Origin of the sequence: Mycobacterium cookii, from assembly GCF_010727945.1 — a bacterium.
Taxonomy (GTDB): Bacteria; Actinomycetota; Actinomycetes; order Mycobacteriales; family Mycobacteriaceae; genus Mycobacterium; species Mycobacterium cookii.
The window spans coordinates 2,255,694-2,269,454 of record NZ_AP022569.1; the positions used below are offsets into that span (position 1 = coordinate 2,255,694).

General features: G+C 66.1%; 9 protein-coding genes. All 9 read left to right on the forward strand.

The annotated features are described in order from the left end of the window. The first annotated feature begins 157 nt into the window (after window positions 1-157). The 9 genes from G6N27_RS10550 (at window position 158) to G6N27_RS10590 (ending at window position 13,761) form a co-directional block, all read left to right on the forward strand. Window positions 158-247 carry a potassium-transporting ATPase subunit F gene (locus tag G6N27_RS10550; RefSeq protein WP_163776289.1) on the forward strand — a complete coding sequence of 30 codons (90 nt, stop codon included), beginning with the start codon at window positions 158-160 and terminating at the stop codon, window positions 245-247. Beyond that, window positions 248-1,909 carry a potassium-transporting ATPase subunit KdpA gene (gene kdpA, locus G6N27_RS10555; RefSeq protein ID WP_163776290.1) on the forward strand — a complete coding sequence of 554 codons (1,662 nt, stop codon included), beginning with the start codon at window positions 248-250 and terminating at the stop codon, window positions 1,907-1,909. A 100-nt stretch (window positions 1,910-2,009) separates the two neighbouring features. Next, window positions 2,010-4,088: a potassium-transporting ATPase subunit KdpB gene (gene kdpB, locus G6N27_RS10560; protein WP_232065055.1), complete on the forward strand. Its 2,079-nt coding sequence runs from the start codon at window positions 2,010-2,012 to the stop codon at window positions 4,086-4,088. Then, entirely contained in the window at window positions 4,088-5,023 is a 936-nt protein-coding gene (locus G6N27_RS10565) for a potassium-transporting ATPase subunit C (RefSeq protein WP_163776292.1), read from the forward strand. The genes kdpB and G6N27_RS10565 overlap by 1 nt, the downstream gene beginning before the upstream one ends. Window positions 5,024-5,046: 23 nt before the next feature. Further along, the gene (locus G6N27_RS10570; protein ID WP_232064939.1) at window positions 5,047-7,635 is read left to right on the forward strand and encodes a sensor histidine kinase; all 2,589 of its coding nucleotides are present in this window, start codon (window positions 5,047-5,049) and stop codon (window positions 7,633-7,635) included. Next, complete coding sequence (locus tag G6N27_RS10575) at window positions 7,632-8,312, forward strand: response regulator (RefSeq protein WP_163776293.1); 681 nt, start codon at window positions 7,632-7,634, stop codon at window positions 8,310-8,312. The genes G6N27_RS10570 and G6N27_RS10575 overlap by 4 nt, the downstream gene beginning before the upstream one ends. Window positions 8,313-8,551: 239 nt before the next feature. Beyond that, window positions 8,552-10,306 (forward strand): NAD-binding protein, encoded by a 1,755-nt coding sequence (locus G6N27_RS10580; RefSeq protein WP_163776294.1) that lies wholly within the window; start codon window positions 8,552-8,554, stop codon window positions 10,304-10,306. A gap of 618 nt (window positions 10,307-10,924) precedes the next feature. After that, window positions 10,925-12,334 (forward strand): PPE domain-containing protein, encoded by a 1,410-nt coding sequence (locus tag G6N27_RS10585; protein WP_163776295.1) that lies wholly within the window; start codon window positions 10,925-10,927, stop codon window positions 12,332-12,334. 53 nt (window positions 12,335-12,387) lie between these two features. Further along, window positions 12,388-13,761, forward strand: a complete 1,374-nt coding sequence (locus G6N27_RS10590) for a PPE family protein, SVP subgroup (protein ID WP_163776296.1) — start codon at window positions 12,388-12,390, stop codon at window positions 13,759-13,761.

The window sequence follows — 13,761 nt, forward strand, 5'->3', positions numbered from 1 at the left end:
GAGAGGGCTAAATTGCATGCCGGTACCACGATTCGATCGCCGATCGATCTGACCGGCTTGTCACGAACGGAGAAGTGATGGCAGTGGTCGGCTACGTCCTGCTGACGGTGGCTGTGTTCGCCGTCCTGGGCCTCGCGCAGAAGCTGGTCGAAAAACTGTGAGCCTCGACAACGGCATCGGTCTTGTGCTCTCGGCGGTCTTCGTCGTGTACCTGGTCGCGGCCTTGTACTTCCCGGAGAGGTTTTAGGTGAGCACCGCAACCGCCGGAATCGCCTTGCTGATACTCGCACTGGTGGCAGTGCACGTACCGCTGGGCGATTACATGTACCGCGTATACACATCGGAGCGCGACTGGCGAGTGGAGAAGCTCGTCTACCGGATCATCGGCGCCGACCCCAAAGCCGAACAGCCTTGGTACGCCTACGCACGCAGCCTGCTGGCATTCTCGGCGGTCAGCGTGCTGTTCTTGTTCTTCTTCCAGCTGGTGCAGGACAAACTCCCGCTGCACCTGCATGATCCGTCGACCAAGATGACGCCGGCACTGGCATGGAACACCGCGATCAGCTTCGTCACCAACACCAACTGGCAGGCCTACTCCGGTGAGTCCACCCAGGGCCACCTGGTGCAGATGGCCGGTCTGACCGTGCAGAACTTCGTCTCCGCTGCGGCAGGTATCGCCGTGGCGGTCGCCCTGGTTCGCGGCTTCGCCCGCAACCGGACCAACGAAGTCGGCAACTTCTGGGTCGATCTGGTCCGCGGAACTATCCGCATCCTGCTGCCGATCTCGATCATCGGCGCGATCGTGCTGATCGCCAGTGGCGCGATCCAGAACTTCCACCTGCACGACCAGGTCGTCACGACGCTGAGCGGCGCGCAGCAGACCATCACCGGGGGTCCGGTCGCCAGCCAGGAGGCCATCAAGGAGCTCGGCACCAACGGCGGGGGGTTCTTCAACGCCAACTCCGCTCACCCCTTCGAGAATCCGACCAGGCTGACCAACTGGGTCGAGATCTTCTTGCTGCTGGCCATCAGCTTCTCGCTGCCCCGCACATTCGGCCGCATGGTCGAGAACACCAAGCAGGGCTTCGCCATCGCCGCGGTGATGGGATTCCTGGCGGTGGTCAGCCTGACCCTGTCCGAGCTGTTCCAGCTGAGCCACCACGGAACGGTGCCCACCGCGACCGGAGCGGCCATGGAGGGGGTTGAGCAGCGGTTCGGCGTCGCCAATTCCGCGGTCTTCGCCGACGCCACCACGCTCACCTCGACCGGCGCGGTCGATTCGGCGCACGACTCCTACACCAGCCTCGGCGGCCTGATCCAAATGTTCAACATGCAGATCGGCGAGGTGGCCCCGGGCGGAGTCGGTTCGGGCCTGTACGGCATGTTGATCATGGCCATCATCACGGTGTTCGTCGCCGGCCTGATGGTCGGGCGCACCCCGGAGTACCTCGGCAAGAAGATCCGGCCCCGCGAAATGAAGCTCGCCGCAAGCTATTTCCCGGTGACAGAGCTACTGGTGCTGTTCGGCACCGGCTTTGCGATGGCCTTGCCGGGCCCACGAGCCGGGATGAACAACACCGGACCGCACGGGCTCTCCGAAGTGCTCTACGCATTCACCTCCGCGTCCAACAACAACGGCTCCGCGTTCGCCGGACTCTCGGTGAACACCACCTGGTACAACACCGCGCTGGGCCTGGCGATGGTGTTCGCCAGATTCCTGCCGATGATTCTGGTGCTGGCGTTGGCCGGTTCCCTTGCCCGGCAAGGCCATACGCCGGAGTCACCGGGGACGCTACCGACCCACCGACCGCAGTTCATCGGCCTGGTCGCGGCCGTCACAGTGATTCTGTGCGCGCTGACGTTCCTGCCGGCTCTAGCGCTCGGACCTCTCGCTGAAGGAATCCACTGACATGGCGACATCAACGGCACCCAAGGCCCAGCCCATCCGGCCACCGCGCCAGCCGCACGGCGGACACGCGCCGGTCCGGGCCGGGCTCATCGACCCCGCCATGCTGGCCAAGGCGTTGCCCGACGCCTTCCGCAAGTTCGACCCACGCACGTTGTGGCGCAACCCGGTGATGTTCGTCGTCGAGATCGGTGCGCTCTGGTCGACCGTGCTGACGGCCCGCGACTCGTCGTGGTTCGGCTGGCTTGTGGTGTTCTGGCTCTGGCTGACCGTGCTTTTCGGCAACCTCGCCGAGGCGGTCGCTGAGGGCCGGGGCAAAGCTCAAGCCGACACCTTGCGAAAGACGAAGGCCGACACCATCGCTCGCCGGCTGCGCGGCTGGTCGCCCGACAACCCGGGTACCGAGGAAGACGTCCGCGCACCGGAACTGCAAAAGGGCGACATCGTCGTCGTCGAGACCGGCGAGACGATCCCGGGCGACGGCGACATCGTGGAAGGCATTGCGTCGGTCAACGAATCGGCGATCACCGGCGAATCAGCACCGGTGATCCGGGAATCCGGCGGCGACCGCTCCGCGGTTACCGGCGGCACCACCGTGCTCTCCGACCGCATCGTCGTTCGGATCACTCAAGAGCCTGGCAAGAGCTTCATCGACCGGATGATCGCTCTCGTCGAAGGCGCCAACCGGCAGAAGACCCCCAACGAGATCGCGCTGAACATTCTGCTCGCGGCGCTGACGATCATCTTCTTGTTCGCGGTGGCAACGCTGCAGCCGCTGGCGATCTACTCCAAGATCAGCAACCCCGGTGTGGACGACAGCTCGGCCCTGACCAACAACGGCGTCGCCGGCATTGTGTTGGTCGCATTGCTGGTCTGCCTGATTCCCACCACGATCGGCGCGTTGCTGTCCGCGATCGGCATCGCCGGCATCGACCGGCTGATCCAGCGCAACGTGCTCGCCATGTCGGGTCGCGCGGTCGAAGCCGCCGGCGACGTCGACACGCTGCTGCTGGACAAGACCGGCACGATCACGCTGGGCAACCGCGAGGCATCGGAATTTATTCCGGTGCAAGGGGTTACGCCCGAGGAACTGGCAGACGCCGCGCAGCTGTCCAGCTTGGCCGACGAAACTCCGGAGGGCCGTTCGATCGTCGTGTACGCCAAGCAGGCCTTCGGGTTGCGGGAGCGCTCGCCCGGTGAACTCAACCACGCCCAGTGGATCGAGTTCACCGCGACAACCCGGATGTCGGGCGTCGACCTCGACGGACGGCAACTGCGAAAAGGCGCGGCGAACTCCGTCACCAACTGGATCCGCGAACAGGGTGGCACCATTCCGACCGGGCTGGGCGACATCGTCGACGGCATTTCGGCTGCCGGCGGCACGCCACTGGTCGTCGGCGTGGTCAACAACGGCAATGACGGTGCTGCGGCAAAGAAAGCCGATGTGCTCGGTGTCATCCACCTCAAAGACATCGTCAAGCACGGCATGCGTGACCGCTTCGACGAGATGCGCAAGATGGGCATCAGGACGGTGATGATCACCGGCGATAATCCATTGACCGCCAAGGCTATTGCCGACGAAGCCGGGGTAGACGACTTTTTGGCCGAAGCGACGCCAGAAGACAAGCTGGCGCTGATCAAGCGCGAACAGGAGGGTGGCCGGCTGGTCGCCATGACCGGCGACGGCACCAACGACGCGCCGGCGTTGGCCCAGGCCGACGTAGGGGTGGCGATGAACAGCGGTACCAGCGCGGCCAAAGAAGCCGGCAACATGGTCGACCTCGACTCCGATCCGACCAAGCTCATCGAGATCGTCGAAATCGGCAAGCAACTGTTGATCACGCGCGGCGCGTTGAGCACCTTCTCGATTGCCAACGACATCGCGAAGTATTTCGCGATCATCCCGGCCATGTTCGTCGGGCTGTTCCCCGGCCTCGGCCTGATCAATGTGATGCGGCTGCACAGTCCGCAGTCTGCGATTCTGTCCGCGGTGATCTTCAACGCGTTGGTCATCATCGCGCTGATCCCATTGGCGCTGCGCGGTGTTCAATACACACCGAGTAGCGCGTCAAAACTGTTGAGCCGCAACCTCTACATCTACGGGCTGGGCGGCGTTGTCGCCCCGTTCATCGGTATCAAGCTGATCGACTTACTCGTGCAATTCATTCCGGGGATGGGCTGATGAACTTCTCGAATCTGATCCGCCAACACTGGGCGGCGCTGCGAGCGCTGCTGGCGCTGACCGTGATCACCGGCTTCCTCTACCCGCTGGTCATCTGGGGCATCGCGTTTCTCCCCGGATTGAACGCCAAGGCACAGGGATCGATCATCAATGCCTCGGGAAAGCCTGTCGGCAGCAAGCTGATTGGGCAGTCGTTCACCGATAAGGACGGCAACCCGTTGCCGCGGTATTTCCAGAGCAGACCGTCGGCCGCCGGAGCGGGCTACGACCCGACTTCATCGGGCGCCACCAACCTGGGGCCGGAAAGCATTGTCGATACGCCGGCGGACCCGGCCAAGTTGGCCTCGGGTGCCGATCCGACCACCGCAGGGTTCAAGCCGAGCCTGCTCACCCAGGTGTGCTCGCGCAGCATCGCGATCGGCCAACTCGAAAAGGTCGATGGCTCACGCCCGTTCTGCACCGGCGGCGGCGTCGGCGCGGTGCTGTCGGCGATCGGGCCGCGCGATCGGTCCGGCCGCGTCGTACATCCGACCCAGGTGATCAGCATCAACGAGCCCTGCTCGCGGCCCGGCAGCGCGTCGACATCGGTGTTCCAGCAGTTCTACGAGGGCGTGCGCGTGCAGTGCGCGCAGTACGGCCAAGACTATTCAATCGGACAGGTTGTGCCGATCCGCGGCTCGGCGCCGGATCAACCGGAGGTACCGCCAGACGCCGTCACCGCCAGCGCCAGCGGACTGGACCCCGACATCTCTCCCGCCTACGCCGAAATCCAGGTGGCCCGCGTGGCCCGCGCGCGAGGGATCAGCGTCGGGCAGGTGCGTGACGCGGTGCGCCACAACCAGCACGGCCGGCTACTCGGCGTTGTGGGCGAGCCGGTGGTCAACGTGCTGGCCGTGAATCTCGAGCTAGATCGCGAGTCCCCGGTGAAGTCTTGAACTCTCCGGTGGATGATGTCCATGTGACCTCGACCGAAGAAACGGCAGCACGCGCCGACGATCCGCTGGCCCACCGGGTGCAGCGCCGCGGTGATCTGCGCATCTACCTCGGTGCGGCTCCGGGCGTCGGCAAAACCTGCGCCATGCTCGGTGAGGCGCATCGCAGGCTGGAGCGTGGTACCGACGTCGTCGCGGCGGTGGTAGAGAGCCACGGCCGCAAGAAAGTCGGCGAGCTGATCAAGGGCATCGAAGTCATTCCGCCGCACTACATCTCCTACCGCGGAACGATGTTCCCGGAGCTCGACATCGAGGCGGTGCTGCGGCGTAAACCGGAAGTGGCGCTGGTCGACGAATACGCGCACAGCAACATTCCGGGCAGCACCAACGAGAAGCGTTGGCAGGACATCGAAACGCTGCTCGACGCCGGGATCACGGTGATCTCGACCCTGAACATCCAGCACCTGGAGAGCCTCAACGACGTCGTCGCCCAGATCACCGGCGTCGAGCAGCGCGAGACCGTGCCCGACGAAATCGTCCGGAAAGCGGCTCAAATCGAGTTGGTCGACATCACGCCGGAAGCGTTGCGGCGCAGGCTCGCACACGGCAACGTCTATCCGTCGGAACGCATCGACGCGGCGCTGACCAATTACTTCCGCACCGGCAACCTCACGGCACTGCGCGAGATCGCACTGCTCTGGCTCGCCGACCAGGTCGATGCGGCGTTGGCGAAATACCGCGCCGACAAGAACATCACCGACACCTGGGAGGCGCGCGAACGAGTCGTCGTCGCGGTCACCGGCGGTCCGGAGTCGGAAACGCTGGTGCGCCGGGCGTCTCGCATCGCATCGAAGTCCAGTGCACAACTCATGGTGGTGCACGTGGCGCGGGGCGACGGGCTGTCTGGCGCATCCCCGCGCGAAATGGGCAAGGTCCGCGAACTCGCGGCCAGCCTGGGCGCCTCGGTGCACGTCGTAGTCGGTGACGAGGTGCCGACTGCGCTGCTCGACTTCGCCCGCGAAACCAATGCCACCCAGTTGGTACTCGGCAGCTCGCGGCGGTCGAGGTGGGCGAGCGTGTTCAGTGAGGGAATCGGCGCGGCCACCATCAACAACTCCGGCAAGATCGACGTCCACATGGTCACCCACGAGCAGGCCAACCGCGGCTTGCCGTTCTCGTCGATCTCGCCGCGTGCTCGCCAGGTGGTGTCATGGCTGGCGGCGCTCACGCTGCCGTGGGCCATCCTGGCGATCACGTCGCGTTGGCTGGACCCGACGCTCGACGTAGGCGGCAAGACCGCCATCTTCTTCGCCGGCGTGATCGCCGTCGCGCTGTTCGGTGGTGTCGCTCCTGCCGTGCTGGCGGGGCTGTTATCGGGTGCGCTGCTGGTGTATTTCCACACCGAGCCGCGCAATTCCTTCGCCGTCGCCAGCCCGAGTAACGCCTTGACCATCGTGATCCTGCTCGGGGTCGCGATGGGGATCGCCGTCCTGGTGGATGCGGCGGCCAGCCGGGCCCGCGAGGCGAGGCGGGCGGGCCAGGAGGCCGAGCTGCTGTCGCTGTTCGCCGCGTCGGTGTTGCGTGGCGCCGATCTCAACACGCTGCTGGAGCGGGTGCGGGAAGCCTATTCGCAGCGCGCGGTATGCCTCGTGCGCGACGTCGACGGCCACCCCGAGGTGGTCGCGGGAGTGGGCGTAAATCCTTGCACGAAGGTCGATTCCGCGGACACCGCGGTCAAGGTCGGCGACGAGGAATTCTGGTTGCTGATGTCCGGTCGCGGCTTGACCGGCCGCGACCGCAGGGTGCTGTCGGTGGTCGCGACGCAGGCCGCGGGTTTGGTCAAACGCGGTGAGCTCGCCCAAGAGGCCAGCAAGGTGCAATCGCTTGCCGAAGCCGACGAGCTGCGCCGCCTGTTGCTCTCCGCGCTCGGCCACGATCTACGGACTCCGTTGACCGCCGCCAAGGCCGCGGTGTCCAGCCTGCGGGCCGAAGACGTGTGGTTCTCGCCGGAGGACACCAGCGAGCTGCTTGCCACCGTGGAAGAGTCACTCGATCAGCTCACGCTGCTGGTGGCCAACCTGCTGGACTCGTCACGGCTGGCCGCCGGCGTGGTCAAACCCGAGCTGACCGAGGTCTATCTCGAAGAGGTGGTGCAACGCGCACTCGTCGGCATCGGCGGGCGCAGCACGATGTTCGGCCGGGGCAATCTGGACCGGGTCAAGGTCGAGGTCGGCGGAACGATCGCGATGGGCGACGCCGGCTTGCTGGAACGGGTGCTGTCCAACCTCATCGACAACGCGCTGCGCTACGCGCCGGGCAGCGTCGTGCGGATCAACGCGGGTCAGGTCGGCTCGCGGGTGCTGATCAACGTCGTCGACGAAGGACCGGGAGTATCCAAAGGTGCCGCCGAACAGATGTTCCAGCCCTTCCAGCGGCTCGGTGATTTCGACACCACGACCGGCCTGGGCCTCGGCCTGTCGGTGGCCAAGGGTTTCGTCGAGGCGATGGACGGCACCGTCACGGCGAGCGACACCCCCGGCGGCGGCCTGACCATTGTCGTCGACCTGGCCGCGCCGGACCACGGGCGTGGTGATGACGAGGAGCGGCGCCCATGAATCGCGTGCTCGTGGTCGATGACGATCCCCAACTGCTGCGTGCGCTGCGCATCAACTTGTCGGTGCGCGGCTACGAAGTGATCACCGCCGCCACCGGGTCGCGCGCATTGGCGGCCGCCGCCGAGCACCCGCCGCAGGCGGTGATCCTGGATTTGGGCATGCCCGACATACCCGGTATCGAAGTGCTGGCAGGTCTGCGCGGCTGGCTGACGGCGCCGGTGATCGTGCTGTCGGCGCGCACGGATTCATCCGACAAGGTCGAAGCGCTCGACGCCGGCGCCGACGACTACATGACGAAGCCGTTCGGCATGGACGAGCTGCTGGCGCGGTTGCGTGCCGCGGTGCGACGGGCCACGGTGGCCACCGGCGCGGACAACCCCGTCGTGGAGACCAAGTCGTTTCTCGTCGATCTCGCGGCGAAAAGGGTGATCAAGAACGGCGCGGAGGTTCATCTGACCCCGACCGAGTGGGGGATGCTGGAGATGCTGGTGCGCAACCGCGGCAAGCTGGTCAGCCGCGAGGACTTGCTCAAAGAGGTCTGGGGACCGAAGTACGCGAAGGAAACTCATTATCTGCGTGTCTTTCTCGCGCAGTTGCGCCGCAAGCTCGAAGACGACCCGTCACATCCCCACCATCTGCTGACCGAAGCGGGCATGGGCTATCGATTCGAGCAATGACCGCTCGAAAGCCGGTGCGCAAGAGAGTTTCTCAATGATTCTTACTGCGTCGGGAAGTCAGGGTAACAACGGCGATGTAACGAGTAGCTTTCCGTGGCAGCAAAATTAAGCGTAGAAGCCCAGTGCGATCAGGCCGTGGTGTAGCCTCTAAACCTAACGGCATCGGCAAAGCGGGTGCCCACCCGCGCGGAGTCTCGGACTCGATCGCGAGCAGATAACCTTCAGTGGCGGACGAGAGCATGCATCAGCACATCATTGTCAGCGGTGACGATGCATTGGCCACCACAATCATCGGAGAGTTGAAAAGCGCTGGCGCGAGCGTGGTCAGACTGGGTAGCAGCGACTTCACCGGGGTCGCGCGGGAGCTCGGCCGCGCCGAGGTGTCCAAGGCGCAGGCCGTCATCTGCGCCGGCGACGATGATGCCGCGAACCTCGAAATCGCTTTGCTGGCAAGAAGAGCCAACCCCACTGTGCGCGTTGTCGCCCGCATCTCCAACGACGTGTTGCGGATGGCGGTCGCCACCGACAACGGGCCGGGCGCGATCCTGGATGTCGCCGAGTTGACCGCGTCTTCGGTCGTCGAAGCGTGTCTGGCGCAGCCGACGCATCCGTTCGAGGCGGCCGGTATCCAGTTTGTGGTCGCGGGCACCGAGGCACCCCAGGATGCGACCCTTCGCGAGATCTTCGGCGAGCTCACCCCGGTCGCGGTGATTCACGGGCCCGACTCGCCGACGCCCGGCGAGATGGACGTCTGCCCCAGCCGGGAGCAGCAGGTGCGCACCGGCGACCGAGCCGTCCTGATCGGCACCGCCGAGGAATCGGCTCAGCACGGGATCAGGACCCGCCGTCCCGTCGCCACCCGGTCACGCCGAGCCCGGGTCCGGCGATTCTTCGACGCGCTGCGCACCGTCGTCAACGACTTCAACCCGGCGTTCTATCCGGCATTGGCAGCAGCCTCGACGCTGATCATCATCTCCATGCTGCTGTTGCACTACAACTACCGGCACCCGCGGATGACCTGGGTGGACGCGTTGTACTTCACCATCGAGACCATCACGACGACGGGATACGGTGACTTCAGCTTCGCCCACCAGGAGACGTGGCTGCGGCTGTTCTCCGCAGGTCTGATGTTCGGCGGCGCGACGACCATTGCCCTGCTGGTGGCCTTCATTGCCGACGTGCTGCTGTCGCGTCGGTTCGTCTTCGCGGCCGCCCGCCCACGGGTGCGCCATCTGCGCAACCACGTGATCGTCGTCGGACTCAGTGCACTCGGGATGCGCGTGGTCACCGATCTGGTCGCGGCCGGATACGACGTCGCGGTCATCGAGATCAACGAGGACAACCGGTTCTTGTCCGCGGCGCAGGAGCTCGACGTGCCGGTGATTTTCGGCGACGCGACGCTGGTGCAGACTCTGCTCTTGGCGCGCGTCGACCGCGCCCGCGCCGTGGCGGTGCTGACCCGCGACGACATGATCAACATCGAGACCGGGATCGTGCTGGCCGAGCTGCTCGGACCGCGAGTGGTGCCGAAGATCAGCCGACGCGCCGACGTTTCGGTGGTGCTCCGGGTGTACGACCGCGCGCTCAGCTTTGCGGTCGCACAGCGATTCGGTTTCGAGAACGTCCGCTCCACCGTCGCGCTCGCAGCGCCGTGGTTCGTCGGGGCTGCGATGGGTCTCGACGTGCTCGGCACGTTCTCGATCCGGCAGAGCTCCTTCATGATCGGTGCGATGTGCGTCGCCCAGGGCAGCGAGCTCGACGGGCAGCAACTGCTCGACGTGGAGACCAACACCCGGGTCATCGCGGTCACCCGAGCGGACGCCGAGATTCAGCTCCATCCGCAACGCGACGCGCGGCTGTGTGCCGGCGACACCGTCTACCTCGTCGGCCCGCACCGGGAGCTGCTGGACATGCTGCGCCGAGGGTTACCGCCCAAGGAACCCGTCGCCGGCGAACATCAGGTCGAGGTCGCGCGGGAAATGCGGGCGGGCTGAGCCCCGTCGATCGGGTGCACCCACAGCAACTCCACAGCCACCGCCGATACGCTCGATCGACGAAATCGACGAGGGGGTCGGTGCGGTAGCAATATCGAGGTCCGACTCATGCGGGTGTCCACCAAATCGCTGAACCTGAGAAATTCGGGTGGCGATCCTGAGAAATCAGCATGAGCTGCGCTCGAAATTGCTGTTTAGGGTGCGTTATAGATTTGTATGCCTCCCGTTAATCGCTCATAATGAGGTCGCCTACCTGCCGAGACGCTCTGCAGGTGGGTGATCTGGGCAACAAATAAGCGCGCGAAATTGGGTGGCCGACTCGACCATTTTCGGAAGGGGATCGCGATGCTTTCGGGGAGTGTTGAGCCCGCCTGTCGACGGCACCGATCGTCAACTCCGCCGCGCACGATCTGCGCAGGCAGGCCGACTCCACGCTCCGACGCGCCGGACCGGCAAGCGACAACGGCCGTAACGCCTGCCAGCATTCACCCGATAGCCAGTCGCGTGACCACAACAGGGCGTGAGCCAATACCGGCCACCACGCAAACCCGAGTCGGGAAGAAAGGCACTCCCGACAGGCCCTGCCCGATCGCGGTGAACTAGAGGAGTTGCATAGCGATGGACTACGGGGTTCTGCCGCCTGAGATCAACTCCAGCCGAATGTATACCGGTCCTGGATCGGGACCGTTGGTCGCCGCCGCCGAAGCCTGGCAAAGTCTGGCCGCCGAACTGCAATCGGCGGCCAACTCATATCGATCGGTGGTCTCCGGTCTGACCAGCGGATCGTGGTCGGGGCCGTCGTCGGCGTCGATGGCCGCGGCGGCGTCGTCCTATGCCGCGTGGCTGAGCACTACCGCCACTCAGGCCGAACAATCGGCGGCTCAGGCCAAAGCCGCCGTCAGCGCCTACCAGTCGGCGTTCACCGCCACGGTGCCGCCGCAGACGGTCGCCACCAACCGCGCTCAATTGACCAGGCTGGTGGCGACGAACGTGTTCGGCCGCAATACCCAGGCGATCGCGGTCAACGAGGCGCAGTACGCCGAGATGTGGGCCCAGGACGCCGCGGCGATGTACGGCTACGCGGCGTCGTCGGCGGCCGCGACGTCGCTGTCGCCGTTCACCCCGCCCCAGCAGAACACCAACCCCGGCGGCGAGGCCGGCCAGGCCGCGGCGGTCAGCAACGCGACCGGCTCGTCGGCGGGCAATGTGCAAAGCACTGTCTCGTCGATTCAGCAGGCCTTCTCCGGGGTGCCCAACGCCTTGCAGAGCCTGTCCACCGCGGCGCCGGCAGCTGCCACGCCCGCGGCCTCCGACCCGCTGAGCACATTGAGCAACTTGATCGCCATTTTTCTCGATGCGCCCGCGGCTGTCGCCACCTTCGGCGCCGACATCCCGTTCGGTGTGGTCGGTGTGACGGCGCTGCCGCTGGACATCGTCGGGGCCGGAACCGGTCTGCACACCGACAAGATCGTCAGCGGCTGGGCAGGTCAAGATGCCTGGCCGGGAGATGGATATCAGCCACCCACAGCCTTCCCCGCAAGAATCACCGGCCCAATCGAACCGGCAGCGTTGTCGGCGAACCTCGGCGAGGCCAACACCGTCGGGGCGTTGTCGGTGCCACCGACGTGGACCATCGCCACGCCCGCCGTCCGCCCGGTCGCGATGACGTTGCCCGCGCTGCCGCCGAACACCGCAGCGCCCGCGATGGCCGCCGCGGAAGTCAGCGAAGCCGGCTCGAGCGGCGTGTTCGCCGACATGGCCGTGGCGAGCATGGCCGGACGTGCGATCGGCGGCACGCTGAGCGCCGGCGGCGGCAAAGGCGCCGGCGCTCCGGCTGCGGCTCGCCCGGCAGGCACCGGCCGTGCCGGTGCCCCTGCCGCGACCGACGGTGACGCCGAGCCAACCACACCGCGCGCCGTGGTGACCGGAGTCGCCGCGGAGCTACGCGAATTCGCCAAGCTGCGTGACGAGGGAATTCTGACCGACGAGGAATACACCGAACAGAAGAACCGCCTGCTCGGGCGCTGACCACATACCGCCCTCACCGAGCGCGCCAGTTATCTGCAAGGGGATATGCAGCAATGGATTTCGGGCTTTATCCACCGGAGATCAACTCTGGTCGGATGTACGCCGGACCCGGATCGGGGCCGATGCTGGCCGCTGCACAAGCCTGGGATGCGCTCGCCGATGAGCTGTACACCGCGGCCGGTTCGTATCAGTCGGTGACGTCGGAGCTGACCGGCGGGCCCTGGTCTGGGCCGTCGGCAGCGTCGATGTCGACGGCGGCCGCAACCTACGTGACCTGGCTCAGCACCACTGCAGCGCAGGCCGAACAAACCGCGGCCCAGGCCAAAGCCGCAGCCGCCGGCTACGAGGCAGCGTTCGCCTCGACGGTGCCGCCGCCGGTGATCGCGGCCAATCGCAGCTTGCTGATGACCCTGGTGGCGACGAACTTCTTCGGCCAGAACACCGCGGCGATCGCAGCGACCGAGGCCCAGTACGGGGAGATGTGGGCCCAGGACGCGGTCGCAATGTACGTCTACGCCACTTCCTCCGCCACGGCAAGTGTGTTGACACCGTTCACCTCGCCGGATCAGAACACCGACCCGGGCGCCGCCGGCGGCCAAGCCGCCGCGGTGAGCCAGGCCGGCAGCTCGACAGCGGGCACCGCGCAGAGCACCGTATCGGCTGCTTCGCAAGCGGTTTCGGGTGCCACCACGCCGGCCGCGACTAGCCCGCTGACGACGCTGGCCGACCTGATCAGCGTATTCCTCAGTGCGCCAACCGACTTGGCGACCTTGTTCCTGATCATCCCGATGGATGCGCTGTCGGGTCCGGTCGACATTGTTCCCGCCTACATAAGCAGCATCACCAGTACCCGCACGGACGACACCATCAGCGGCTGGGCAGGCGTCGACGACTGGCCGGGCACCGGCGTGACACCCGCCGAGGAATTCCCGGCGATCGTCACCAATCCGGGCCCGCTCGGGTCGGCGGCGCCGAGCCTGTCGGCCAGCATCGGGCAGGCCGACACCATCGGGGCGTTGTCGGTGCCGTCCAACTGGACCGTCGCCGCGCCGGAGATACGCTCTGTCGCAAAGGTTTCCCCGATCGCCAATTCCAGTGCCATCGCCGCGGCGACACCGCTGGAAGCGCCTCCGCCGAACATGTCCAGCCAGCTGGGCTTGGCGGGTATGGCCGGGCAGGCCATGGCCGGCAACCCGGCTGCCGGCCAGAACAGCGGCAAGGCGGTGACCGACCCCCGCCTGACGAATCGCGGCACAGCAGGCGCGGACGACGTCGAGGCGTCGCCGGCACCCCGGACGGTGGTCACCGGGGTGGCCGCCGCCATCCGCGAGATCGCCCGACGGCGAGACGAAGGCCTGCTGAGCGAACGCGAATACGACGAGCAGAAGCAGCGTCTGCTGGAAATCTCGGTCCGGCACCGACCGTGA